At 59.9% G+C, this 24,824-nt stretch carries 17 protein-coding genes and 8 pseudogenes; 3 read left to right on the forward strand and 22 right to left on the reverse strand.

Annotation, left to right across the window (positions count from 1 at the left end; genetic code table 11):
* The first annotated feature begins 148 nt into the window (after positions 1 to 148).
* The gene (locus ACVIYL_RS44485; RefSeq protein ID WP_456781698.1) at positions 149 to 823 is read left to right on the forward strand and encodes a hypothetical protein; all 675 of its coding nucleotides are present in this window, start codon (positions 149 to 151) and stop codon (positions 821 to 823) included.
* Positions 824 to 930: 107 nt separating this feature from the next.
* Positions 931 to 1,059 (forward strand): annotated as a pseudogene (locus tag ACVIYL_RS44490) (transposase); the annotation flags it as partial.
* A gap of 234 nt (positions 1,060 to 1,293) precedes the next feature.
* Here ACVIYL_RS44490 and tnpC (ACVIYL_RS44495) read toward each other — a convergent pair.
* From tnpC (ACVIYL_RS44495) to tnpC (ACVIYL_RS44540), 10 genes and pseudogenes are all read right to left on the reverse strand, one after another.
* Positions 1,294 to 2,864, reverse strand: a pseudogene (gene tnpC / locus ACVIYL_RS44495) (IS66 family transposase).
* Positions 2,865 to 2,916: 52 nt separating this feature from the next.
* Entirely contained in the window at positions 2,917 to 3,270 is a 354-nt protein-coding gene (gene tnpB / locus ACVIYL_RS44500; protein ID WP_456781699.1) for an IS66 family insertion sequence element accessory protein TnpB, read from the reverse strand.
* Positions 3,251 to 3,722, reverse strand: a pseudogene (gene tnpA / locus ACVIYL_RS44505) (IS66-like element accessory protein TnpA). Before tnpA ends, tnpB begins: the two are co-directional and overlap by 20 nt.
* A gap of 765 nt (positions 3,723 to 4,487) precedes the next feature.
* Positions 4,488 to 5,732 (reverse strand): group II intron reverse transcriptase/maturase, encoded by a 1,245-nt coding sequence (gene ltrA / locus ACVIYL_RS44510; protein ID WP_456781972.1) that lies wholly within the window; start codon positions 5,730 to 5,732, stop codon positions 4,488 to 4,490.
* Positions 5,733 to 6,366: 634 nt separating this feature from the next.
* Positions 6,367 to 6,618 carry a hypothetical protein gene (locus tag ACVIYL_RS44515; RefSeq protein WP_456781700.1) on the reverse strand — a complete coding sequence of 84 codons (252 nt, stop codon included), beginning with the start codon at positions 6,616 to 6,618 and terminating at the stop codon, positions 6,367 to 6,369.
* Positions 6,615 to 6,757, reverse strand: a pseudogene (locus tag ACVIYL_RS44520) (transposase domain-containing protein); the annotation flags it as partial. The pseudogene ACVIYL_RS44520 and the gene ACVIYL_RS44515, both read right to left, overlap by 4 nt.
* Before the next feature lie 113 nt (positions 6,758 to 6,870).
* On the reverse strand, positions 6,871 to 7,872 hold the full coding sequence (locus tag ACVIYL_RS44525) for a tyrosine-type recombinase/integrase (RefSeq protein WP_456781973.1): 1,002 nt from the start codon (positions 7,870 to 7,872) through the stop codon (positions 6,871 to 6,873).
* Between the two features lie 231 nt (positions 7,873 to 8,103).
* Positions 8,104 to 8,793, reverse strand: a pseudogene (locus ACVIYL_RS44530) (tyrosine-type recombinase/integrase); the annotation flags it as partial.
* Positions 8,790 to 10,031 carry a tyrosine-type recombinase/integrase gene (locus tag ACVIYL_RS44535; RefSeq protein WP_456781701.1) on the reverse strand — a complete coding sequence of 414 codons (1,242 nt, stop codon included), beginning with the start codon at positions 10,029 to 10,031 and terminating at the stop codon, positions 8,790 to 8,792. The pseudogene ACVIYL_RS44530 and the gene ACVIYL_RS44535, both read right to left, overlap by 4 nt.
* A gap of 151 nt (positions 10,032 to 10,182) precedes the next feature.
* A pseudogene (gene tnpC, locus ACVIYL_RS44540) lies at positions 10,183 to 10,901 on the reverse strand (IS66 family transposase); the annotation flags it as partial.
* A gap of 24 nt (positions 10,902 to 10,925) precedes the next feature.
* Between tnpC (ACVIYL_RS44540) and ACVIYL_RS44545 the strand changes: the two are divergent.
* Positions 10,926 to 12,456, forward strand: a pseudogene (locus ACVIYL_RS44545) (ISL3 family transposase); the annotation flags it as partial.
* A 751-nt stretch (positions 12,457 to 13,207) separates the two neighbouring features.
* Here ACVIYL_RS44545 and ACVIYL_RS44550 read toward each other — a convergent pair.
* From ACVIYL_RS44550 to ACVIYL_RS44605, 12 genes and pseudogenes are all read right to left on the reverse strand, one after another.
* Positions 13,208 to 13,804, reverse strand: a complete 597-nt coding sequence (locus ACVIYL_RS44550; protein ID WP_456781702.1) for a PCC domain-containing protein — start codon at positions 13,802 to 13,804, stop codon at positions 13,208 to 13,210.
* 104 nt (positions 13,805 to 13,908) lie between these two features.
* Positions 13,909 to 14,799, reverse strand: a complete 891-nt coding sequence (locus ACVIYL_RS44555; protein ID WP_456781703.1) for an MBL fold metallo-hydrolase — start codon at positions 14,797 to 14,799, stop codon at positions 13,909 to 13,911.
* A complete protein-coding gene (locus ACVIYL_RS44560) occupies positions 14,796 to 15,977 on the reverse strand; it encodes a CaiB/BaiF CoA transferase family protein (protein WP_456781704.1) in 1,182 nt (393 codons plus the stop codon). Before ACVIYL_RS44560 ends, ACVIYL_RS44555 begins: the two co-directional genes overlap by 4 nt.
* Positions 15,978 to 16,068: 91 nt before the next feature.
* Positions 16,069 to 17,019 (reverse strand): HpcH/HpaI aldolase/citrate lyase family protein, encoded by a 951-nt coding sequence (locus ACVIYL_RS44565; protein ID WP_456781705.1) that lies wholly within the window; start codon positions 17,017 to 17,019, stop codon positions 16,069 to 16,071.
* 821 nt (positions 17,020 to 17,840) lie between these two features.
* A complete protein-coding gene (locus ACVIYL_RS44570) occupies positions 17,841 to 18,179 on the reverse strand; it encodes an enoyl-CoA hydratase/isomerase family protein (RefSeq protein WP_456781974.1) in 339 nt (112 codons plus the stop codon).
* Positions 18,180 to 18,544: 365 nt separating this feature from the next.
* Positions 18,545 to 19,323 (reverse strand): annotated as a pseudogene (locus ACVIYL_RS44575) (SDR family oxidoreductase).
* Complete coding sequence (locus ACVIYL_RS44580) at positions 19,320 to 20,522, reverse strand: acetyl-CoA C-acyltransferase (protein ID WP_456781706.1); 1,203 nt, start codon at positions 20,520 to 20,522, stop codon at positions 19,320 to 19,322. The pseudogene ACVIYL_RS44575 and the gene ACVIYL_RS44580 overlap by 4 nt, the downstream one beginning before the upstream one ends.
* 117 nt (positions 20,523 to 20,639) lie before the next feature.
* Positions 20,640 to 21,041, reverse strand: a complete 402-nt coding sequence (locus tag ACVIYL_RS44585; protein WP_456781707.1) for a 3-hydroxyacyl-CoA dehydrogenase family protein — start codon at positions 21,039 to 21,041, stop codon at positions 20,640 to 20,642.
* Entirely contained in the window at positions 21,028 to 21,489 is a 462-nt protein-coding gene (locus tag ACVIYL_RS44590; protein WP_456781708.1) for a 3-hydroxyacyl-CoA dehydrogenase family protein, read from the reverse strand. Before ACVIYL_RS44590 ends, ACVIYL_RS44585 begins: the two co-directional genes overlap by 14 nt.
* Before the next feature lie 29 nt (positions 21,490 to 21,518).
* Entirely contained in the window at positions 21,519 to 21,809 is a 291-nt protein-coding gene (locus ACVIYL_RS44595) for a hypothetical protein (RefSeq protein ID WP_456781709.1), read from the reverse strand.
* 263 nt (positions 21,810 to 22,072) lie between these two features.
* Positions 22,073 to 23,476 (reverse strand): LLM class flavin-dependent oxidoreductase, encoded by a 1,404-nt coding sequence (locus ACVIYL_RS44600; protein ID WP_456781710.1) that lies wholly within the window; start codon positions 23,474 to 23,476, stop codon positions 22,073 to 22,075.
* Positions 23,477 to 23,601: 125 nt separating this feature from the next.
* Entirely contained in the window at positions 23,602 to 24,747 is a 1,146-nt protein-coding gene (locus tag ACVIYL_RS44605; protein WP_456781711.1) for an ABC transporter substrate-binding protein, read from the reverse strand.
* Positions 24,748 to 24,824 lie beyond the last annotated feature (77 nt).

A 24,824-nucleotide genomic window follows, 5' to 3' on the forward strand; every position in this document is an offset into this window, starting at 1 on the left:
AGCGGAGCGCGCTATTGCGAGTTCGATATGAACGGGCATTCTTCGTATGAGTAAAGCGCGCCCACACAGAATATAGACTGCTCGCATAAGTTAGTAATGTTGCGGCGAATCGACTTCAGTCTGGCGCCCAACCCAAAAGGAGATGATGATGACTGAAACCACCGCTGACGTGCTACATCTTAAGAGCGAGGAAATGAGTTTTCCGGCAAATACACAGCGTCGTGCCGGCGGCTATGCGTCGAACTTGCGACTAATCAATCCGCAGAACAGCACGACACTCGCTTCTGGAGTCGCTGCTTACGATGGCTGCTCCTTCGACGTGACAATGAAATATGACGAGGTCATCGTTGTGCTCGAGGGCATTTTCAGAATTCGCACAGGCGAAAACTATAGCCGTGTAATTGAAGCGAAGTTTGGCGACGTAATTTGGTTACCTAAGGGTGTCCGGACGAAGTGGGAAGGCGACAAAGCGAAGATATTCTATGCCGCATACCCGGTTGACTGGCGCACGCGTAACGAAGCTACGGCAGTCATCGACGCTGTCGACCAGCATTTCCATAAGGATTCGCTTCCTGACGAGTTGATCACCACATGCAGGGTCGAAAATTGGTTTGCCTGCGAGGTGAAGGCGCTCCTAGATCTCGTCATTGCGGAAAGCGGAGGTCGTAAGCTGGGCTTGAAGGAGATTCGGCTGCCGCGGAACTGGTTCACCGCAATCTACGCAGAAGGCCCCTCAGACAAGGAAGATACCTACAACGGGGTGCCTGTCGTCGTGACGAGTATCGAGTTCGATATCATCGAGCTCGTATTTCTGCCCGCTTAGGCGGGATGCAGCGGCAGATCTGATTTGCCGGATCACTACAGACGTAGCGATGTATCAGTGAAACCTACTCGCGACTGGTCGACTTCTCTCGCGTGCGAGCCGTAACTCTGTCCAGCCACAAGGGACCAAAGGTCTACCAGATGATCGAGGCTGCAGGGGCAAGGCTGCTGTACCTGCCGCCCTACAGACCTGACTTCAATCCGATCGAGAACGCCTTCGCCAAGCCCGCCGCCGTGGCCGCGGCCCTCAATGTGATCTTTTCGCATTACACCGCGTCAACCGCAGCTATCCGCTGGCGCTCGCGCAAATTCGGCGGCCGGTTTTGTGGATTACAAGGACTCAAATTGGCGCGCAGGCTAATTGCGGTGCGACGACCGGGCAGAGAATAACGTAAGCGCGAGTTTCGCGGCACGCTGAGGCCGGCGGTGTTGACGGCTCGCCTTCGGTATCGAAGACGGTGCCTGGCGATTTCAGGCCGTGGCGGCTTTTGCGAAGTTGAAGGGCATCAGGTCGTTGATATCTGCATCGACCGCGCGCTGAGGCAACTCGGTGAGCACGTGGCGCAGCCATGCTAACGGCTCGACGCGTGAGGCGCGGCAGGTCAGCATCAGACAGTAGACAACGGCACTGGCCCTGGCTCCGTCGATGGTGTCGCTGAACAGCCAGCACTTTCGGCCAGTTGCAAAAACCCTGATGTCGCGCTCCAGAAGATTATTGTCGATCGGCATCCTGCCATCTTCGGTGTAACGCGTCAGATAGTCCCATTGGTTCCGGGTGTACGACACGGCGTCGCCGAGCTTGCTGTCAGGCAAGACTTCGGGGCCATGTCATCGAGCCATCCCTTGAGGGCGTTCAGGACGGGAATGCTGTGTTGCTGGCGGAAGCGGCGAATGCAGTCGGCCTGTGTTTCACCCTTCTCCGGTTTTTCGTTCTGCTACTGCCTTTCAACGCGGTAGAGCTGTTCGAAGAACCGCAGCGCCTGTTCTGGCGGCCCGCCACCCTTCTTTCTTGCCTTGAGTGCATCGACAAAGCGCCGCCGGGAGTGGGCCATGCATCCAATGTGGGTAGCCCCTTCCAGCGTGCGCCATGCGGTATAGCCGTCGCTCATCACAATGCCGCGGTAATCGCCGAGGAAGGCTTGCGGGTGGAGTTGACCGCGGCCTGGCTGATAATCCAGAAGAACGATCGGCTCGTGACTGCCCTTGCCGGTGCGATAGGCCCACATGTACGAGGTGCTGGTGGCCTCCCGGCCCTTCTCCTTGAGGACCTGAACCGTCGTCTCGTCGCCATGGATGAGAGGTTGTGATCTGAGCCGCAGCTTCAGGGCGTCATAAATGCGATGCAGATGCTTCTCGCTCGAGCCGATCACCCAGTGGCCCAAAGCGCCCCAGCTGACAGGAACACCTACGCGTTCAGAGGCCTGCGCCAGGCGGTAGAGCGGCGTGCCATCGACATATTTGTGAACCAGCGCGAACGCCAGCGTCGAGGCCGTGGCAACGCTGCCCGGCAACGGCTGCGTCGGCATCGGCGCGGTCACGACAGGGGCGTTGATCCCGGTGCGATCGCAATGGCGGCACGCATATTTGAAGCGCACATTCTGTAAAACCTTCGCCTTCACCTCGATATGAAGTTGCTCGGTGACAGCCTCGCCCATGCGATGCATCTGGCCACGGCAACAAGGGCACGCCTTCTGATCGTCGGGCAGGTCATACTCGACGCGCTCGCGCGGCAGATTGGCCGGCAGCGGCCTGCGGCCGCGCTTCTTTCCCGGCGCGCTTTCGACGGGTGGCAAGCCCGTGTCCGGAAGTTCGGCGATATCGTTCGTTTCACTGCCGGCGTCATCCTCATCGGTGGCCTGCTCGGCTTCATTGAAGAGACGATCGACGTGCTTTTCGCTGCGCGGCGCAAAACGATGCAGGCGTGCCAGCGCCAGTTCTTCCTCGAGCTTGACGACGCGCTCCGTAAGCTGACGATTCTCCGCCTCCAGCGCGGCAATGCGCGCCAACAGCATCTCAACACTCGGATCGCCGGTTCGATTCATCGGATTCTTGAATCTGAACCGTGCCGACGCGTCAACCGCTCAACTCAAGAGCTCAGCCGGCAACCTTGTATTGCCGCACCGGATGGCGGACCATCGCATCGATATCGATGCCGTCAAGAATCCAGTGCAATTGCTCGGTCGTAAGTCGGACAACCGCTGCCTCGCGGCGCGGCCATCGGAACTTGTCCTCGGTCAGCCGCTTCAGGACCAGCACAAAGCCGGACCGATCGAAGAACAGCAGCTTCATCCGGTCGCAACGGCGATTGCAGAACGCAAAAACCGCCGGAGCGAACGGATCGAGCGCCATCGTCTCCTGGACCAGGATCGCAAGGCTGTTGATGCCGGCCCGGAAGTCGATCGGCTCACGGTGCAGATAGACCTGCAGGTCACCGCCCAGTCTGAACATGGCCCAGGGCTCCGATGATCGCCGTCAATGCATCCACATCGCCGCATTCCAGCGCGACCTTCACGCCGTTCGGCAAGGACACGCTCACTTTAGCCGGAGAACAAAAAGCTGGAGATCTCCTGGGTTCCGACCACGCACTTCATCGCAAGTCGCCGGAAAATCCACCGCCGCAACGCCGCCTTGCCGCACAGAGCCCGCTCGGAGGTCCCCTCAAGCTGAACCGGGATGAACGCCGGGCATGACGGCGGCGGCAGCGACCTGGCCGCGGTGTGCTTCTTGATCCACTTCCGACGGAGGTTCGCGTTGACCTCGTGTTCGAGCGCAAGTCTCGAGACCGAAACGCCAGGCTCAAGGCAGGCCGCCACAAGACGCTCCTTCGATGTCGTCTCGTAGCGCCGGCGACCGTTTCGGCCAACAAGCCTGACCCGCAGTTTCTGATCGTCGTCTGCCATCACAAGGTGTCCACCTATTTAAGTGGACACCTCATGCATCAGAGCACTCAAAAGCAAAAGGTGCGACGAAATTCGCGCTTACAGAATAACCACACCATTCGTCGCCTATGACTGCCGTCGAGGGCGCGCCCTTCCGATGAATGATCTTGCGTAAACAGGAAGCAAAGTGAGTACGATCCGACAGCGCTCGCCTCTTGATCCTAGCGCAAAAGCCTTCAGACCGACGCACACCTCCGCGGCCGACATGGGCTTGGTAAGAAAGACGAAGAAGCGCGGCCAGGCAGCCTCGGTGTTCGCCAAGAACCGACGTGGCTCCGATCGGGCTCGTGGGCCCCTACCTCAACCGTTGTATTCGGCCCAGACACGGTCTCCGACTGTGGACAATGGGAGCCCTCGCGCGAGCGTAAGCAGAAGAAAGACCAAGCCCGATCCACGCCGATGGCGACGTCCGGCACGGTGCGAGCGTGATGCTGGAGCATGGCGGCACGGCCCAAGCGCGCCCGGCACCGTCAGCGGCTGATCGAGGCCGTGCACTTCTGTGGCATGTCGCCCCTCCCGCTGCTGTGGCCTGAGCCGCCGACGCGCGGGGAGCTATGAAAAGCTGTCATCTTCCTCTGCGCGCGGAGATCGTCCGCCGATTAGAGATGGCCAGCAAGATCGCTCCTCGGCGGTTGTTCAAGCGGTCGCGGTAGGGACACGGATTTCTCCGTGCCCCCCGCCCAGATCCGTACGTGCGGAACTACCGCATACGGCTCCTGCCTTGGGTCATGACGTATACCTTGGGTTGGGATGCGGATGACATGCGCGGACTTTCGGGATGTATCGCCCAATGAATCGTCGGAACCTTTCCCAGGTCATGCGAGAGCGCTGGCTGCGTCGACGAAGCGAGCGCAGCCAGGCCCGGCAGACCTCGGCGCGGAACATGCCGAGCCGCTTCAGGTTCCCCGGGATCGCGTGGTAGTTCAGGTATCCCTGCATCACGCGACGGAGCCAAACGCCGGTCTCACCGATAGGCGCATGGCGGCGTTTCATCAGGTCGTGTCGTATCGCACTCAGCGTCGCCCGCAAGCGAGAGGCGATGGTCACGCGCCGGATTGTGAAGTGCGGGTTTATCCGGGTCACCGCGCAGATGTGCGTGAACCCGAGGAAGTCGAACGTTTCCGGGCGGCGTTGCCCCCGGCGTGCGCGGCGCTCGGCCGCGTACCGTCCAAATTCCAATACCCGCGTCTTCTCCTCATTCAGCGACAGACCGAACTTCGCCATCCGCTCACGCAGTGCGTCGAGAAAGTGCAGGGCCTCGGACTTTGTTTCGAAGCCCATGACACTGTCGTCCGCATAGCGGACGACGATGACATCCCCTTTTGCCGACTTACTTCGCCACTGATGAGTCCAGAGGTCGAAGACGTAGTGCAAGTAAATGTTAGCAAGAAGCGGTGAGATCACTGCTCCTTGCGGAGTACCTACTCGTGCTACGGACTTCAATCCACCTTCGACAACGCCAGCGGTTAACCACTTGCGTATCAGTCGTAAGAGCCGGCGGTCTGCGATCCTGTGCTCGAGGAACTGCATCATCCACCCGTGATCGATCGTATCGAAGAACGAACGGATGTCAGCGTCGAGCACCCAGTTCACTCTTTTCTGATGAATGCCGATCCACAGTGCGTCCAGCGCTTGGTGCTGGCTCCGCCCCTCCCGGAATCCATAGGAAAAGCCGAGAAAGTCCACCTCGTAAATCGCATTCAAGACCGTCGTCACCGCGTGCTGGACGATTTTATCTTCCAGCGCTGCGATTCCGAGCGGTCTCAGTTTGCCATTTATCTTGGGGATATACACTCGGCGAGACGGGAGTGCCCGATAGCGGCCTGACTGGACCGCGTCCCAAAGCACTTCGATTCGCTCGTCGAGTCCTTCCTCGTAGTCACGCCATGTCACTCCGTCGACGCCGGATGCAGCGGAGTGCTTCAGTCCCCTGAAGCTTTCCGTTAGCAGTTCGCGCGTCACATGGTGCATCAGCGCTGTGAACCGTGTCTTCCTATTCCGTCTTGCCAGTTCACGTATAACATCCAACCTCGTCGACGCGCTGGTCCGGCTCTGTGTCCGGGGCACGGGAGGATGTTTGCTATTGCCCTTGGCTGCCCGCCTTCCCTCCGGACCTTCCGCGAGCATCGGTGTGGACCCGTCGCTCTTGTTCAGATCGTTCATTGGTACTGTGCAGACATCCGACTTCTCGTCGACGGTGGTGCTGGGCTTACGGCATTCAGCCTTCCCCAGCCTGCCCGAAGATTGTTCCCCCTCGGGCGACGACGAGATCTCCCAGTTCCTGTGCGAAGGATTTCCCCGCATGCTCAGGGTCTCCGACCGTGGAGCCGTTGGGTGGCTTGCGATAGACGCCGTCCAACGTGTTGCCTTCCGCATTGCATAACTGCGTCGGCGCTCCAGACTTTCGATTTCGCGGCTCAATGGCTGGCCTGCGGTTTCCCCTGTCAACGCTTCGAAGTCGCCCTCACGGACACCTCCGCATGACTCGGGGTCAGGGTGGGTCGCTACTCCTTTCCTGTATCGAACTTTCATCGACTATCCTTCGCCAGTTTCACTGGCGCACTACGCATCCGGCGTAGCCGGTGTAGGCCGCAGGCTGGTTGAATCATTCCCGTTGCCAGCGCGTGAGCAGCTTAGGGTTTTCCTTGTAGAGGCCGACGAGCTCGATCAGGTTTTCGATGCCAAAGTCGGTGAACGCCTGAACGCCGTCTTCGCCGACGCCATAGACCCAGATCACGCCGTCCTCGATCTCCATCCCGATGGCGATGTCGCGCAACCAGTCTTCATCTTCGCCGAGGTCCTTTGCTACCTGGGTAATGGTGGTGACGTGATGGACCTTGTTGACGTGCGTGGTCATGCCGCTCGAGCAGAGATTGCTGATCCCGGCGTCCAATTCCGAGGCAGCAGCTCGTCCAGCCGATGAGCTGGGTGGGCGGCGATGCGGGCAAGGATATCCGTGAGCCAGGCTTGCGGATCAAGCCGTTCATTCTGGCTGTTTATGCCGCCCACCGAACTATGCCGAACGGATTTGGTATGGCACGCCGTTGTCACGCTGGCATGCGTCGATCGCGTGCAGGGCAGCCCCATCCATTCGGCATAGTCTGGTCGTTCAGAGCGCCTCGAGGAAGGCGAGTAGGCGGTCGTTCGGCTGGAAGCGGATTCGCTTGCCGCGCTCGTACGGCTTGAGCTTCGCCAGGGCAGCTTCCTTGAGGGTGAGGTGGGCGTGCAGGTACGTCTGCGTCGTCTCGACCGATTCATGACCGAGCCACAGCGCGATCACGGAACAGTCGACGCCGGCTTGTAGCAGTTCCATCGCAGCGCTGTGCCTCAGCACGTGCGGCGACACGCTCTTGGCCTTCAAAGACGGGCAACTCTTATGAGCGACACGAACATGCTTTCCCAGCAAGGACTGGACGCTATCGGCACTGAGCCGGCCCCCGTGCACGTTCGGGAACAACGCTGTTGCTCCTTTCCGTAACGGTTCCTTGAGCCATGCCTGGAGCGCACACCGAGCGAGTGTGGTTAGCGGAGTGGTCCGCTCCTTCCGCCCTTTACCGACGCATCGTACGTGTGCACCAGACCCGAGGTGGACGGCATCCCGGTCAAGGCCAGTCAGCTCGGAGAGGCGCAAGCCCGTCTGGGCCGCGACCAGCAGCAAGGTGTGATCGCGGCGACCAAGCCACGTCGTTCGATCGGGCGCGGCGAGAACCGCCTCGATCTCGGGGCGCGTCAGGAAGTGCACCTGTCGCTTGTCGTGGCGCTTGCTCGGTATGGCGAGCACGCGCTGGATCAACGCACTGTGTGCCGGCTCCTCGAAGGATACGAACCTGAAGAAGGATCTGATGGCTGTGAGACGCAGGTTACGCGTCTTCGCGCTGGCACCGCGCTTTACCTCGAGATCGGTGAGGAACGCGCCGATGAACGTTGCATCCAGATCGGCGAGCGTCAGGGCCGATGGGGGCTTCCGCAGCCGCACCTGTGCGAACATGAACAGCAGCCGGAACGTGTCCCTGTAGGAAGCGATCGTGTTGCCGCTAACATTGCGCTGGCGCATGAGGCGATCGGTGAAGAAGCGCTCAATCAGCGTGGCGACGTTGCAGGCGGGCTTCATGGCGTCACCTCCCATCGCCGATCGAGACGCCGCGCCGCTTCTTCCATCAACTCGGGGCAGGCCGAGAGATACCAGTAGGTATCGCGCACGCAGGCGTGGCCGAGGTAAGTGGAGCACTGGGAGTTGTTGCTCGACGTCCTTGCCTTCGCGATACCAATCGAGCAGCTTCCGGATGGCGAAGCGATGACGGAAGTCGTGCACGCGTGGCCCGGTACGATCACCTGGGCGCCGCAGCCCGATCTCTCTGGACAATCGCCAGAAGACGCGATGCACGTACTGGTGCAGCAATCGGCCTCCCTGTTCGGCAACGAAGAAGGTCGGGCCGCAGCGTGATCCGAGCAGCGCATCGCGCCGGTGGACGTAGTCGCGCAGCGCGGTTCTCGTCGTCGGATGCAATGGCACGAGCCGCGACTTGCCGAACTTGGTCAGCCGGACCGTCAGCACGCCGGCGTCGAGGTCGACGTCATCACGCTCCAGGCCCATCGCCTCGGATATACGCATGCCTGTTACCGCGATCAGCCCGAACAAGGTATGGTAGGTCCATCGGCGCAGCCCATCCGCTGGCGGCAGAGCCAGCGCTGCCGTCAGCAACGCATCGATCTCCGCGTCGCTGTAGACATAGGGCTTGGCACGCTTCCACCCTGGCAGCATGCCGACGGGCGGCACCTCCGTTCTCGGATCGAAGTTGGCGACATGACGCGCGAACCCGCGCACGTCGCTCAATCGCAGCGCCCAGGATGCATGACGATCAGGCGGCAGCGTTGCCCATTCCATTGCCAGCTTCGTCGTGATGATCCTGGCTTTGCGCTTCTCCATGAAGGCGACGAAGGCGGCGAGCCGACGGGTCTGGTGCTCGTACTTGTATCCCAGCCCCTTGCGCATGCTCAGGTACTTATCGAGTGCGGAGCGCAGATTGGTCATTGCACGCCTCCCGGCCAGGGCAGGCTCAATGCTCTCAGTGCATCAATGTCTACCTTCGCGTAAATCCGGGTGGTGTCGTGGTTCTCGTGCCGCAGCAACTGTCCGATCTCCGACAAGGTCGCGCCAGATCGGAGAAGCTCGGTAGCGAGACTGTGTCGGAAGATATGGGCGCCGCGGTGTGCGCAACCTTCGATTCCAACGCGATCGAGGGCGGCCTTGGCGATCATGGTGATCGCACATCCGGAAGCAAAGCCGACGTGTGGCGCGAGTGTGCGGACGAACAACCGTCGGCACGACGACTTTGGGCGGCCATTGCGCAGATATGCAACAATGGCCGCGCCAACGTCTGGCGGTATCGGCATTCGTGCACGCTGTCGGCCCTTGGCGCGAATGAGTATCTCGCTGGCGCGCCAGTCGATATCGTCGAGGGTGAGCGTCGCAACCTCGTCGGCTCGCAGGCCAAGCTTGGTCAGCAACAACAGAATGGCGTAGTCGCGCCGTCTCATCACCGTCTCTCGGTCGCAACCGCCGAGAGCCTTCTGCACCTGAGCGGCAGGCAGATAGGTCGGTAGAGTTGCGAGCTTCCATCGGCGCATCGATGGAACACAATCCGCCAACGGGCGCGAGCTCAGCCCCCGATGGTGGAGGTAACGGAGAAAGGCACGCAACGACCAGCACATCGCCTTGCCTGTTCCCGGACTCCAATCCTGGGCGTGGCGCTCAACGTAGCGAATCACGTCCTCTTGGCTGATCTTGCACAGGGCACCGGCGCCGCCGGAGCACACTTCGTGCAGGAACCTGCGGATGACTGGGAGATGGCGGACGATGGACCTCGGGGCCAAGCCGCGCTCTGATCGCAGGTAGGCATCGAACTCCTTGAAGATCCGTTCGTGCTGGGTGAGAGGCGGTAGCACCAACGGCGTGATCGCGCCTTCCTCGCGCAGCACCGACAGCCATCGCTTGAGCGCAGCTCGATCACCGTGTTGGATAGACTGCCTCCTGCCTCGATGTCGGAGGTACCGCTCAGCGACCTGCTCATCGAGATCGACCAGCTTGTAGCGACGGCTCGCGATCCAACTCAGGAGCCCGCCAACCACGTTGAGGCAACGCCACGTGCCGTGCCGAACGAGCCTCTCTTCGACCAGACGAGCGGCGTAGCGCTCAACGAACTGTCCGTGCGGCCCCCTTCTGAGACGCCGGTACAGCCGGCTTCTGCCCAAGTACTCTTCAACTTCCATCTTCCTGTTCTCCGCTGTTGAAAGCGGAGGCACAGAACGAACTATGCCGAACCGACCAAACGCTGATCAGCGAGAATCTGGGGAAAACAACCCGACTCGGCATAGTTCGGCGGGCGGCATAAACCTGTCTATGCCGCGCGCGGCATAGGCAGGTGACGATCAAGCTATACATCGAAGCGGCGCGCCGCCCACCGCGGTCAGAGCCGCAGAACGGCCAGGCCTTTCGCCCGAGAGCGATGCCTCTTAATCCTCGCTCGGCGGCATTGTTCGAGAGACAGACGCGGCCGTCCTCCAGGAAGAGCGTGAAGCTCGCCCAGCGCTTCAGGATGTAGTTGAACGCCTTGGCCAGGTCGTGCCCACGGGACAGCTTGGCGAGCTGCTCCCGCATGTAAGCCGAAGGTCCTCGACCACAGGCCGGCTCAACGTCTGCCGAACCTGAACGCGTTCCTCGGCGCTCCTGCCATTGATGGAGCGTTCGATCTCAAACAGCGCATCGATCCGCCGCACGACCTCGACCGCGATGGGCGAGAGCGGGATCTCCTTTTTGCCGGCGGCCTTGCGACGCGCATTCTCTTCGATGTCAGCCATAGCGAAGAATGGGCGCCGCGCATGGACCCAACACGCCGCCTCCCGGATCGGTCCGGGCTGGCGCCCCGCCAGATAGAGCTGGTTGTAGCCATCATAGGCGTCGGCCTGCAGGATGCCGGCATACCGGGCCAGATGCCCCTGGGGATGCTCGCCCCTGCGGTCGCGGGAGTAGTAGAACATCGCCGCCGGCGGCCCCGCACCAGCAAACGGCCGGTCGTCCCGGACGTAGATCCAGCACCGTCCCGTATCAGTCTTGCCCTTGGCCAGCACCGGCACGGTCGGGTGAGTAGGCCGGAGGGATTTCACCTGCAGCGAGCCCTACGTCCGTCGGCCCTGGTCCCTCGCGGGTTTGACGTGGAGAGCGCCGTCTGTGACGGCGCCGCGACCGTGATCACCGGCCGTCCCACGAGCGACACGCGTCTCTGTCCTGGATGCGGAGCCAGTTCTGGGCGAATCCATAGCCGATATCAGCGACTCCTCACCGATCTGCCCCTGGCGGGGCGGCCGGTTCGCCTGGTGGTCGTGGCGAGCCGCTTCCGCTGCGTTACTGTTATGTGCGGTCGACGTATTTTCACCGAGCGTTTCGATGACGGCGCTCTGGCGCCGTGGGCGCGGCGAACGGCGCGGCTTGATCTGGTCGTCCATCACGTTGGGCTTGCCTTGGGTGGCCGTCCAGCCGCGAGTTTTGCCCGTCGACTTATGCTGCCCGTGAGCAACGATACGTTACTTCGGGTGGTTCGAAGGCGCGGGTGTCCGCCTTTTGCTGCGCCGAGCGTGATCGGTATCGACGACTGGGCCTGGCGGCGCAATCAGCGGTACGGAACAATCTGCGACCTCGAGCGGCGACGACCGATCACTCTCTTACCCGACAGAGAGCCAGCCACTGCGCAAGCCAGGCTCGCGGGGCAACCACAGATCGCTGTGGTCGCGCGCGACCGCGGCGGCGGCTACGCCCTTGCTGCGATCAAGGCACTCCCGCAGGCCCCCCAGGTCGCCGACCGTTGGCAGCTCATGGAGAACGCCAGCCACGCCTTCCTCGATGCGGTTCGAAATCTATGCGCCAGGTCCGCGTCGCGGTCGGCTCCGCCACCATAAATCCGACTTGCTGACCGCCGCGGAGCGCATCCAGTATGAGGGCTATCTTCGGCGTGAGGACACCAACGCGGCAATCCTCAAACAGGCTGAGACGGGCGTCTCTATAAAGGAGATCGTACGGCTCACCGGACATAGTCGGGGCCTCGTCCGCAGGGTACTGAAGGTCAGCGATCCGACGTGTTCAGGGTGCGCGAGAGCTCACTCGAGCACCACCTGCCATGGCTCGACGCTCAGTGGGCTGCTGGTCATTGTAACGGCGCCGACCTGTGGCGTTGCGTCAAGGCGCAGGGATTTGGGGGCTCGGTGCGTGTCGTTACCGAATGGGCGACACGCCGTCGGCGTGCCGAAATGCTCGATGCTCAGAGCCTGCAGCGTACCGTCCGCGAGAACTATCGCCCGCCTGATGACCAACGGCCGCGATACGCTCTCAAAGTCAGAGACGGTCACCATTGCGGCGATCGAACAAGGCGTTCCTCTCCTGGTGGAAGCTCGAGAGGTCATTACCACTTTCCATACGATGATCCGCAAGAAGGCTCACGTAGATCTTGACACATGGCTGGAACGAGCATGCGCAAGCCTCGTCGCGTCTTTTGCCAACGGCGTCATCAAGGACAAGGCTGCGGTCAACGCCGCGATCACGACGTCTTGGTCCAACGGACAGACCGAGGGCCAGATCACCAGGCTCAAGCTGGTCAAGCGTCAAATGTACGGACGCGCCAAGCTCGACTTGCTTCAGGCCCGCTCTGATAGGCGTTATATGACCACGGCTGCACCAAAGTTGCGTCAGAGCCAATATTGCAGGCCGAATGACAGGAAGAGTTGCATAAGCCTGCCAATCAGGTGCAGACTCTACGCTGGATATGAGATCGAGCACGGTCCGGGTGGTGCCATGAAGTCTCGGAGCTGCGAGCCTCTCGAACCTGGCAGCAAAGTCTACATTCGGCTCGTGTCCTCCATGTCTGAAGACCGCAGGGTGCGCGTGTGGCCATTCTTCAGCACGACTTCAACAGTGATGGTTTCATCGCCCGCCTCAGCCATCAGCAAGGTCGTCTTGTGTGCGACTTCCTCAACTTCCGGATCTCCGAATGAATGGGGTCCGGATGGCCCCATCTGGATCGGCCCGCCGCCGCCATCAGGCGATGGCCGCGGTCCTCCCTCTGAGCCTCGGTGAGAGGCGCCCCGACGCACCCTCGACCATAAGTCCACCCAGATCCAAAGAGATCAATACTGGCTGTCGCTCCAGCAAGTGAGGGTGGGGATCAGGCGTATCGCGGAAGCGACGCTGACCCTCAAGGAGAGCAGTATCGGCTCTCGGGTCGCACGCAGTTCAGGCCGGAGTCTTTCAAGCCAGCGCCATGCCCTCGGATCGCCGGGGCATGGCGCCAGCTTCCAGTGAACTGATGACGACTCCGGCAGCCCTCGCACAGCTCCCGATCCGTCAAGACTGATCACCGGTTCAACAGGCGGGCGGCGCCTACGGGCGCCGTTCGCGCCTAAACCGGCACGAGGTCGTGATAGACGCCCTGCTTGTCGGCAACCATCCGCAACGTCACACCTGAAACCTTTGCGATGGCGACCGTGAAGTGCTCGGGCACGACGCCCCGACCGGTGATCTTGTCGACTTTCTCCGGCGGCGGAACAGGGCTGAGATAAGACCCCTCCAGGAGGTGCCCACAGACCGTCTCCGAGTTGCTCGACACGACGATATGGACGTGGCAGTAGGGGGTCTCGTGCCCCTTGAAGCCGCCGAAGCCGAAGCCCGTCATGCCTTCGCGCTGAAGCTCCGGCGGCGGCGTCACGGATTTGTCCGGGACCCAGCCCGTTCCGACAACTCCGCTCGCGGTCACCTCCAGCGGTCCGCGGATATTCACCACGTCGATCCCAGCGCCAATCTGCAGACTGTTTTCATCGTGGCCAAAGCGCTGCATGCGGACGTTCGCCATCGAGCCGGTACATTCTAGGATAAGACCGGTCTTAATGTCGTGCTCCTCGCAGATTTCCCAAAAGGCGCGAAGAAGATCGTCGCCCGCGTTGAGTCGAGTGTAAACGACTTCCTCGAACTTTCCCGAGACGGATTGCCTCTTTGCCATGAACTATCTCCTATCTTGATTCATTTGTAAGACTGAAATCCTCGCGACCAAGGACCGAGGACCTGGGATGCTCCAATATTTCCTCAGATTATCTGCGAAAGACCTCACTCTCCGGCAAACCGGAAGCGGGGGTGATCCGGACCACTCACGATACAGCCCGCCGTGGGATAGGCGAAGTGGGCCGTCATCAGCTTGGTGGGCGTGTCGATAATCCGATTAATGATGTCCCGTATGGTCTGGGTCGCCTGCGCGGCGTCGAAGCCGGCGTTCAGCCAGTCCGGCCGCGCGAGCTGGACGGGATGGTGGATGGCATCGCCGGTGAACAATGCATCCTGGGACTTCGAGCAGAGGTAAAGGCCGCAGTGGTGCTTGGTGTGGCCGTGAAGGGGCACGTAGCGCACCTCGTCCGGCATCTCGTTCTCGAGCGAGTGATCGTTCTCCACGAAGGTCGCCTGACCGTGGTCCACCACAGGCAGGACGCTGTCGTCGAACGACAGCTTGCGGTATGCCTTGACGCTCCCCGACCCGATGGCGTCGCGCCACCACTCGAACTCACCCTTGCTGATCAGGTAGCGGGCGTTCGGGAAGGTGGGCACCCACTCGCCATTGAGCAGCCGCGTGTTCCAGCCGATGTGGTCGGCGTGGAGGTGTGAGCACATCACGATGTCGACGTCCTCCGGACGGACGCCGGCGGCGGCCAGGCGCTCGAGGAAGGGGTACTGCAGCTGATGCCATGTCGGTTCGTACGAACGCTCTTTGTCATTGCCGCAGCAGGTGTCGAACAGGATCGTGTGGTGTCGCGTGCGGATCAGATACGCATGCATGCTCATCCTGAGCTTCAGAGACGCCGGGTTGACATTGCGAGGCCCCAGCCAATGGACATGCTCGGCGATGTCGTGCGGCGTCACGCCGGACAGCAGCCAGTCCGGCGCGATCTCGCAATCGAACTCACTGATCCTGTCGACGCGAATGTCACCGAAAACCTGGGTCCTCATGCGATAGCTCCCTTTGCGCGAAGCCCGGCGATCTCGTCTTTGCTGTATCCGACGCCCGCCAGGACCTCGTCCGTATGCTCGCCCATCAAGGGCGCGCGCCTGACCGGCTTGTCCCCGATGCCCATCTTCACGGCCTTGGTCATGGCCTTGTACTTGCCGACCTTGGGGTGATCGAGCTCGGTGACGATCCCTTCGGCAACGACCTGTGGATGGTCGAACATCTCGTCGATATCCCGGACCGTGATGCAGGGCACCTTGCCGAGCATCATCGCTTCCCATTCCTGGGCGCTGTGCTTCTTCAGCCCTTCCCGGATGAGCGGCTTGATCTCCTCCCTCAAAGCGGCGCGCTTGGTGAGGGTATCCATCCGCGGGTCGTCCAGCAGATGGGTCATGCCCAGGAATTCGCACAGATTCTTCCAGAACGCCGGCGTCGTGGCCTGCAGGTAGAGATAGCCTTCCTTGGTGGGATAGATCCCCGAGTAGCTTGCGCCCCACCAGCGCTCGATATTGCGCGGCTCGCTGTCTGCCCAGATGAACTGGCCGGCCTGGATGGCGATGGCCGACCGCAGGAGCGAAGGCTTCACATGCTGTCCCTCGCCCGTGCGCAGCCGGTGCGCGATGGCCGCCAGGATCGAAATGGCAACCATGGAGGAGGAGTAGTAGTCAATGATCGAGCCATGCATGACCATCGGCGGTCCGTCGTCGCCGAGCGCGGTGCCCTGCAGGGCGGCCATGCCGGTGAAGCACTGCAGCATGGTGTCGTAGCCGGGGTGGTTGCGCAGAGGACCGTCCTCGGCCTCGCCATAGCCCGTGAGCGAACAGTAGATCAGATCGTGCCGATGCTTCTTCAGCGTCTCGTAGTCGATGCCGATCCTGGGCGCCACGGTCGGCCGGAAGTTGTGAACCACCACATCGGCCTTCTCGACCATTCGGTAGAAGGCGGCCAGGCCTTCGGGGTCCTTCAGATCGAGGATCAGTGAGCGCTTATTCCTGTTCACCCCGAGAAAGGTCCTATTCTCTGTGGGCAGGGTCGATGGATATTGCCGAGCCGCCTCCCCACCCGGAGGCTCGATCTTGATGACGTCGGCGCCGACATCGCTCAGAAGAGCACACCCGTAAGGCCCGGCGAGATACGCCGTCAGATCAAGTACAACTATTCCTTCAAGAGCCTCGGCCACGTGTGTCTCCAGATCTAAAGTGGGCTTTCCGCGAAATGTATTGCCGCCGTCATGAATTCGCGCCCATCGTCGGCGCAAACTCTTCTTCCATTCAGCACGCCGGTATCTCGACCTTCGGAACCTCGCCGACGTCCATTCCGGACGCCTCTGCCTTCTTGATCACGTCCATGGCGCCACGGAGGTTGGCGTAGTCGAGGAGCCTGGACTTGTAGCGGATCGCCGCGTCGCCACGGGCGAGGCCTTCCGCCAGGGCCGCGATGATCTCGCGCGCCTCATCCACCTCCTGCTTCGAGGGCGAATAGACCTCGTTGATGATGGGGATGTGGCTGGGGTGGATCGCCGAGGCGAAAGACGCGCCCATTCGCTTCGACTTTTCGCCCAGTCGCCGCACCAGCTCCAGATCATTCAATTGGCCGCACATGGCGCCTTCCACGTGCACGATCCCGGCGGCCCGCGCCTGCAGCACCGAGTACGCGCCGAATGCAACGCCCTCCGGGGCGTCCTCTTCGTCATACTGCAGGCCAAGGGAGCGACCCCCGTCGCCCCGAGGGCTCGGCCCTGTGGCCGCGCCCGCCCGCTTGATCCGCTGCGAGGCCATGCAGATGTCGTACAGCCGATACATGGCGGCAGCCGATTCCGGGTACGGATAGATCTCGATGGAGCCCAGCGGCAGCCCCCTCGAGCGCTCCAGTTCGCCAAGGACCAGGTCGAGCGCTGTGACGTCCTCGGGGTCCTCGGTCTTGGGCAGGATCACCCCGTCCAGACCCTTGTCGACGACCGCGTTGAGGTCATCGACCATGTATCCCGTCCGCCAGCCATTGACCCTCACGAATATGCCGACGGGCTTGCTGCTCAGTTCCTTGATGGCCTCGGCGGCGGCGATCCGCGCCGCGGGCTTCTCGGGGATCCCCACCGCGTCCTCAAGGTCCAGGATCAGCGCGTCTGGGCCGTATTTCGGCGCCTTCAGCATCCAGTCGAGCTTGTGCGCCGGCACGAACAGCATCGAGCGATAGGCCTTCGCGTCTCGAAAGGTCTGAGGCAAGCAGGTCTCCCTAGGTTCGTGGGTTGGATCGACGTATGTTCTAACGATAGCTCAAATCTATTTCGGTCATTTTGAAGCTCTGATGAGCCGAATTTACGCTCGGAGAGCCATTATCCGACGAATTTGCGCAGGCTTGACCCGAAACACGCGGAGGGCGATTGGCTCCGGCGCATCGCGCCGGATGTTCAAACGATTATTGCACGCCCCGTTGTTGCGGGCCGTCGCGCAAGCAAGCAGGTCCTTCGAGATCATCGTGTAGGTTTGGAGCCCTCGACCGAAGCATGGGGCACATATTCGAGGACAACCTGGTCTGAGGTCACCGCGCATTTCTTGAGGGCGGCGGTGCCGGTCGCCCAACAGGGTCCGCAGTCGTTTAGGCTCGCTCATCATTTTTACCGCCCTAAAGATCGCGTGAACGTCTATCTAGACACCACTTCCAGCTTTGGTCCGTTCGTGCGCGGCCCGAAAATGCCGATCGTTGTATCGACAATCGTCATGGACCCTGCGATCAATGCGAATACGCCGGTCACGCCGCGAATGGGGTTGCGCTCGCGCGCTTGACTTTACGATGCTTCGTCCCTCATGGCGGCCATCACAGTTCATCGGGAGCGTCACGCGAGTCAGCCCACGATGAAACTGCCCCGGACGCGTTCGGCAAAAATCCCGCATCAACCGCCGGTGAAATTCGGTTTGCGCTTCTTAAGAACGGCCCCCCACGCCTTCTTCCTTGTCTGAAGTCGAATAGCAGAGCGCGAACGCCTTGATCTCAGTCTGGCAAGCCGATGCGGTATCAGTATCGACTGCAATGTCCAGAGACGATTTCAATTGCGCAAGAGCGAATGGCGGGGTTTAGCGAGCTTGGCTGTGAGCTTTTGGGCAGCCTCGGGAAGTTCCTCTTGCGCATGGATCGAGAAGAGAAGTCCAAGTTCGTAGGCTCGTTGCGCAAGAATGGGGTCCCCTAACATCGTCATCATGCGTGCGACCGACGAACCTGCAATCTTAGTGAGGCGCACCGTGCCGCCTCCGCCCGCAAGAATGCCGAGTTTGATCTCAGGAAGCCCGAATTGAGCGTTGGTCGAAGTGGTACTGATGTCACAGGCGAGGACGAGTTCGAAACCACCACCCAGGCAGTATCCGTCGAATGATGGCGATGACCCGATTCGGACAGTTGATCAAGGCATCGGTGACTAACCTGATGCGTTCAGCTATAAGCAGGGCATCAGCAGGAATCGCGCCGACGAACTCAGAGATGTCTGCTCCCAGCGATGAAAGCATTGCCGCCTTGACCAGTAAGCTGCAGCACTCTCAGTACCTGAGGCCGGCGAACCGTAATTGTACGAACTGAACCGTCTCGTTCGCAGCCTACCACGTTCTCCATTTGCTCGCTTCCTTCATGCCGCCGGCCTCAATAGATCTTCAAAGATCGGACGTAGTGTCTCAAAGCGACCCCTGTCGTCGGCGTCAACGTCGAATTCTTATCTTGCTAACAGCGATCGTCCTTCTGACGCGTCTCTTCCGGAAGTGTCTACACTTGTCGCCTTTGTGCGGCGCGGATCTGATCTTGCAATTTCGCCATGCCCCGGAGCCAACGATCGACGTTCTCCGCCTTATTACGCACGTATTTCTGAACTTCCGCATGCGGCAAAATGAGAAAACTTTCTTCTTCTATCCCCCGTAGAGCAGCTACGGCCACGTCGTTCGATGATAGAACTCCGTCTGCCGACTGCGGACCTTCAGGCAATCCTCGGAGCATTGGCGTATCTACGCCCTGAGGGCAGAGAATGGACACGCGGATACCATCGTCCCAATGGCTAAGTGCCAAATTCTCGGCGAAGCCGACCGCCGCGTGCTTTGTGGTAGCATAAACGGCGCTGCCGATCTGCGAAAGCAGGCAAAATATCCACCACCGCGTTCGAGCATCCTAGGGATTAGGGACCTCGCAGCATACACATGCGCCATGACATTGACCGCCCAGGCGCGCTGCCAGACATCGTTAGCTGCGGCAGCCGCATTCTTAAAGTCTGACTGGAATCCGGCGGCAATGCCTGCGTTAGAGCAGAACAGATCGATCGGGCCGGATCGTGCCTCAGACTGCTCGATCAGGCGCTGTACATCGGCCTCGATAGCAACGTTGCAGATTTGGGCATATCCACCAATGCCCGCCGCTACGGTCTGCGCTCCGGCCTCGTCTATGTCTGCTACGACGACTGACCGGGCACCCTCACGCGCAAACGCTTGACAGAGCGCTTGGCCGATGCCGCTTGCTCCGCCGGTGACTACTATGTGCTTGTTCCGGATCTTCATGGGAATACCTCAAACAAACCGGCCGCGCCCATGCCGCCGCCGACACACATCGTGACAACTCCGTACTTTGCGCCGCGCCTGCGACCTTCAAGCAAGACATGGCCGACCATGCGAGCGCCGGACATGCCGTAAGGGTGGCCGATCGAGATTGCGCCGCCATTGACGTTAAGACGTTCGTCAGGAACGCCAAGTCGGTCACGGCAATAGATGACCTGACATGCGAACGCTTCGTTTAGCTCCCACAAATCGATATCATCGATCTTAAGCCCGTGCTGTTTGAGGAGCTTAGGGACGGCGAAGACCGGCCCGATGCCCATCTCATCGGGCTCGCAACCCGCGACTTGCATGCCTCGATACGCGCCGAGCGGTTGCAAACCGCGACGCTCTGCTTCCTTAGCCTCCATGAGGACCAATGCCGCCGCGCCGTCGGATAGCTGACTTGCATTGCCGGCTGTGATGTATTCGCCTGGGCCGAGTTGCAAACCGGTCTTAAATGCAGGCTTGAGCGTCCTTAGGTCTTCAAGCCGTGTCTGCGGACGATTTCCTTCATCGCGTGCCAGCGTGATCGCCTTGTCTAATGTCTGGCCGCTCTCCTTATCCACGAGCATCGTGGTCGAGACCGATATGATTTCGTCGGCGAAGAGGTCCGCATTCTGCGCCTGAGCCGTAAGCTGCTGTGAACGCAGGCTGAACTCATCCTGTTGCGCCCTATCGATGCCGTAACGCCGAGAGACCATCTCGGCCGTTTCCAGCATGCTCATATAAATGGCGGGCACTTTTTCAACGAGGGAGGAATCCTGGGAGCGCCACGTATTCGCATGCTCGTTCTGAACCAAAGAAATGGATTCAACCCCGCCAGCTGCGACAACGGACATGCCATCGGCTACAATCTGTTTGGCTCCGATGGCGACGGCCATAAGCCCTGATGCGCATTGCCGGTCGATGCTCATGCCGGCCACGGTTACCGGCAGACCGGCTCGCAGCGCCGATTGTCGAGCAACGTTGCCGCTTGTGCAACCTTGCTGCATAGCGGCACCCATGATCACGTCGTCGATCTCTTGCGGATCCACGCCAGCACGTGCGACAGCCGCAGCAATCGCATGCCCGCCTAACGTCTGAGCCTGAGTATTGTTAAAGCTGCCGCGGTAAGCCTTGCCGATCGGCGTCCGAGCAGTGGATACAATAACCGCTTCACGCATGTTTCATCTAGTCCTCTTGTCTATCCTCGTAGAGTCCCGCACGACGTCTGACTCGATCCGATACGCTGGCAGTGATGTAGGCAGGGGCTGGGAATGGCTTGGGCGCTGTTGAGCGGCTCAATTGCGCCATCCTTTGCGGCCACGCCCTCCGACATACCCGGCCTGGACGCGCTGCTTGAGCAACGGCCGCGGTCGGAAACGCTCGCCATAGGCGTCGAACATGATCTGCTGGGCCTGCAGGCATAGACTAGAGGTTGTCGCATCCATCAGCTCGAAAGGACCCATTGGATGGCCCAAGCCAAGTTTGCAGGCAAGATCGATGTCTTCCGGGGTGGCTACGCCTTCTTCGATCAGCCGGACCGCCTCGATCATCAGGACGTGTAGCAGTCTGTTCACGGCAAAACCGGTGACATCTTTGATCCGGATTGGCGTCTTGCCGATAGCGGTGCACAAATCCATGACCTTGGCAATGGTTGCTTCGTCGGTCTCGATGGCTGGAATGACTTCAACCAATTTCATGCGAAACGGGAGAGAAGTAATGGGTCCCGATAAAACGGGATCGACGTGCCGGTGCCACGAATGATGCCAGCACGCCGATCGGCATGGTGGATGTGTTCGTGGCGAAGTTACAATCAGGCCGCAAATCGCATCGATGGCCTTGCACCTCTTCCTTGACCGATGACTGTTCGAAAACTGCTTCGATGACCAACTCGCGGTCGCTGAGTTTGCGAAAGTCGACTGTCGTCTGGATAGCGCCCAATACTGCCGCCTTGAGGTCCGTGTCGTAGAAGGAACGCGAGACGCCCTTGTCGTAGATGTCATTGAGGCGTTGTTGAGCACGAGACAGCGCCTCCTCGGTTCTGTCACAAAGAATTACGTTATGCCCGGCCAAGGCGTGGACGAGGGCGATTTCAGCTCCCATTAGGCCGGCACCAACTACACCGATGCGCTCTTTTCTGGCCGCCATAACGTTGTCTCCTTTGGAAGCTTCAGCCCTTAAAGACGCGACGCTAACTGCCACGCCAGCGCTGCCAGACGGCTGGCCTTGCTGCCGAATTCGCTTGCATCTACATTCGCGGCGGTGCCAACGGCAGCTCGTTTGCCGATCCCTTGCAGAATTGACGCAATCCGAAACAAGCTCGCCACGATATAGCAGTCCCAGTTATCTGGCGCGTTCACCTTCCTTCGCTCCAGATACGTCGTAAGGTATTTCTGCTCGCTTGGAATGCCTGAACTGTCAAAGTCGACACTAGCTAATCCGCGAAAAAGAGCCGCGGAATGCGCCATGTCATCGCATGATAGGCAAAATCGCAATCGGATCTCCAAGCGTGGCTCACTCCCGGTAGTCCACTCGCAATGCTCAGATTTTTCATTTTCATAGCGTCACCGCCTTTTTTGGAGTGAAACGTAGCCGCGTTGTCTGATCTCCGGCAGACAAAGTTGGGCTTCCATCGGAAGCGCCGGATCATAAAACAGATCATTCGGCGGCGTTATCTCGGACTTTCCGATGCTTGCGTGGCCTAGCCTGCTTCTTGCTTGCCGCTGCTTGATTACGTCACCTGCGGCACTCTTGCGCTGACATTACCTTTGGCAACAACGTGCCTATTGGGTGGTTTCTGCAGGCCAAGGTTATCCCGAAGAGTTTCTCCCGCATATTCTGTTTTGAACACGCCTCTACGTTGAAGCTCCGGCACAACCTGATCGACAAAGTGAGAAAGAGTGCTGGGAAGCACCGGGAAAGAAATCAAGAATCCATCGCATGCCCGTTCCGTAACCCATTGTTCCATTTGGTTAGCGACATCGACTGCAGAGCCGCAAAACGTCGGCTTGCCTCTGTTGTATTGCATCGCAATGTCGCGCAAGCTAAGGCACTGGTCGATGAGTCTCACGATGTGATCGAAAAAGGTCTTTTGGAAATTCGACGAAGTTGGCACCCTGTCTCGCGGTATCGGCTGATCGAGCGGGAGATCTGACAGGTCGGTCCCGAGATCCTGTCCCAGATTCATCACACCAACATCCGGGTGGATCTTTTCTTCCCACCTGGCGAAAGTCCGTTCGGCGTCAGATTTGCTGTCTCCGATCACCACGGTTGCGCCAGCGAGTACCTTGAGATCATCGAAGTTGCGACCGTACTTATCCAAGCGGCCTTTTAGATCGCGATAAAAAGCCTGTGCAGATTGAATGCTGGAGCCCCCGCCGAATACGACATCCGCGGTCTCCGCACCCAGTTCTTTACCCGCATCCGAGGCGCCCGCCTGGAATATGACAGGGTGCCCCTGAGGAGGGCGAGCGAGATTGAGGCCGCCGAAAACCTTAAAATGCTTGCCGTCATGGTCCAAAATATGGAATTTCTCAGGGAGGAACGAAAGGGCGTTTTCCTTGTCGTAGACAAAGGCGTTGTCCTCCCAGGTATCCCAGAGCGCCTTGACCACATCTACAAATTCGCGGGCGCGTTCATAGCGATCTCCGTGCGGTGGCAGTCGATCCAAGCCATAGTTGCGTGCGGCGTAGTCGTTAGCGCTGGTCACCACATTCCATCCAGCCCGACCACCAGAGATGTGGTCGAGCGTGGCGAACTGACGCGCAATGGTATAGGGCTCCGAGAAGCTCGTTGAAGCCGTCGCAGCAAGACCAATTCTTGTTGTCGCTCCTGAGATGGCCGCCAACAAGGTAATTGGATCGAACACGTTCATGAATGTCGGCGAACGGCTCGAGGCACGCAGATGGTCTGTTCGGGCCGCGGGAGTGTCGGTTATGAAAAACAGGTCGAGTTTTCCTCGCTCGCATAACTGCGCTATGCGCTGATAGTAACCAATGTCATTCGAAGCGTTGTCCCGCGCCTCGGGCATGAGCCATGAAGCAGTATGAGACCCGTTCGGGTGATTCATCACCGCTCCCAGCACGATTTGTCGCTTCACCGCCATATCCACGCTTTCGTTGTTTTGCCGCTGCATAGAGCAACCAGCGAGCCACCACGAGATCGAACAGTTGGAAATCCAGGTAGCATCAGCTCAGCCTTGTCGTGTAGGTCTAACCGAAGCCTGAGAGATCGTCGGCTAATCGACCGCAGCAGCGGACATCACTGCGCCCGCCATGCCAGCCAACGCTCCTGCATGTGTTCCGCGTTGGTCTTGCCATCAGCGCGTTTCTCCAAAAACCAGTGAACGTCGAACTGGACTGCCTTCACCACGTTTTCGGGATTTATGTTAATCAGCGGAAGTAGGTCGGCCGGAAGGTGCTTGAGCTGATTTTTATTGGGGCTGGGATAGCCGGTCCCTTGTGTAAAGGCGGCCGCCATTTCGGCCCGATTCACAAATGCGATGAACTTCTGTGCATTCGCGCTGTTCGGCCCGCCCTTCACAACAATCCAGTAGTTCTCGGTTATAGTACCGCCGTCCCATACCATACGGATCGGCACCCCCCGCTTAATTGCCGCCAGCGCACGGCCATCGGGGGCGCTCGTCAGCGCATATTCACCGTTGATGAGCAGCTGTATGGGCTCGCCGCCTGCCGTCCACCACTTGGTGACGTGCGGCTTGATCTCGTCCAGCTTCTTCAGCGCCCGATCGATCTTATCATCAGTCAGTCGCCAAAGCCCCTCGTGCGTGAAGCCATCGGCGATCAACGCAAATACTAAATCAGCAAGAGAAGAATTAGCAGAGAGTCCCCTCGGTCCCGGGAATTCCTTGATATTCCAGAAGTCTGCCCAGTTCTTCGGGCCGCCCTTCGGGAAAGCCTGCTCACCATAAACCAGCAGATGTGCGTTTTGGAATGCAACGACCGCGTCCTTAAGACGAGCAGATTCCGGCACTCCGTTAAGCGCTTCGTCGTCCCATAGGCTGTAGTCGATGGGCATAAACGCGCCGGCCTGCTGCAGCTCCAAGTAGGCTGGCCAAAAAGGGTTGACAAAGGCAACGTCCCAGTCGACCCGCCCAGCTTCGTGCATAGCCTTGATCTGAGGCTCGGCATTGTCAGCTGTCACATCGACAACCCTGATGCCGGTCGCCTTCGTAAAGGGGGCAGAAACATACTTACGCAAGCTTTCCGTGAACGAGCCACCATAACTGCAAACGACCACTTCGCCACTGCCGGCGAGTTTGTCCTGCGCGAAGGCAACAGTGGTCTTGGCGACCAACGGTAGACTTAGCAGGGCCGCTGTTGATTGGAGGAGCAAACGTCGGCTCACGGTATCGTATGGACGATTGCGAGAATCTTGCTCAGTCATGAATTTCCCCTGTTAGAAGCCGGTGCATGTTTTTGTGTGCTCCAAGGGGGCACACCTACCTTGGAGTTGAGCGAGAA

The sequence above is a fragment of the Bradyrhizobium sp. USDA 3315 genome (genome assembly GCF_054056795.1).

Excerpts from the sequence above, each read along its gene's own strand:
- ACVIYL_RS44485 (WP_456781698.1), top strand. The coding sequence starts at position 149 with ATGACTGAAACCACCGCTGACGTGCTACATCTTAAGAGCGAGGAAATG.
- tnpB (WP_456781699.1), bottom strand. The coding sequence starts at position 3,270 with ATGTTCAGACTGGGCGGTGACCTGCAGGTCTATCTGCACCGTGAGCCG.
- ltrA (WP_456781972.1), bottom strand. The coding sequence starts at position 5,732 with ATGCACCATGTGACGCGCGAACTGCTAACGGAAAGCTTCAGGGGACTG.
- ACVIYL_RS44515 (WP_456781700.1), bottom strand. The coding sequence starts at position 6,618 with ATGACCACGCACGTCAACAAGGTCCATCACGTCACCACCATTACCCAG.
- ACVIYL_RS44525 (WP_456781973.1), bottom strand. The coding sequence starts at position 7,872 with ATGAAGCCCGCCTGCAACGTCGCCACGCTGATTGAGCGCTTCTTCACC.
- ACVIYL_RS44535 (WP_456781701.1), bottom strand. The coding sequence starts at position 10,031 with ATGGAAGTTGAAGAGTACTTGGGCAGAAGCCGGCTGTACCGGCGTCTC.
- ACVIYL_RS44550 (WP_456781702.1), bottom strand. The coding sequence starts at position 13,804 with ATGGCAAAGAGGCAATCCGTCTCGGGAAAGTTCGAGGAAGTCGTTTAC.
- ACVIYL_RS44555 (WP_456781703.1), bottom strand. The coding sequence starts at position 14,799 with ATGAGGACCCAGGTTTTCGGTGACATTCGCGTCGACAGGATCAGTGAG.
- ACVIYL_RS44580 (WP_456781706.1), bottom strand. The coding sequence starts at position 20,522 with ATGCGTGAAGCGGTTATTGTATCCACTGCTCGGACGCCGATCGGCAAG.
- ACVIYL_RS44585 (WP_456781707.1), bottom strand. The coding sequence starts at position 21,041 with ATGAAATTGGTTGAAGTCATTCCAGCCATCGAGACCGACGAAGCAACC.
- ACVIYL_RS44590 (WP_456781708.1), bottom strand. The coding sequence starts at position 21,489 with ATGGCGGCCAGAAAAGAGCGCATCGGTGTAGTTGGTGCCGGCCTAATG.
- ACVIYL_RS44595 (WP_456781709.1), bottom strand. The coding sequence starts at position 21,809 with ATGGCGCATTCCGCGGCTCTTTTTCGCGGATTAGCTAGTGTCGACTTT.
- ACVIYL_RS44600 (WP_456781710.1), bottom strand. The coding sequence starts at position 23,476 with ATGCAGCGGCAAAACAACGAAAGCGTGGATATGGCGGTGAAGCGACAA.
- ACVIYL_RS44605 (WP_456781711.1), bottom strand. The coding sequence starts at position 24,747 with ATGACTGAGCAAGATTCTCGCAATCGTCCATACGATACCGTGAGCCGA.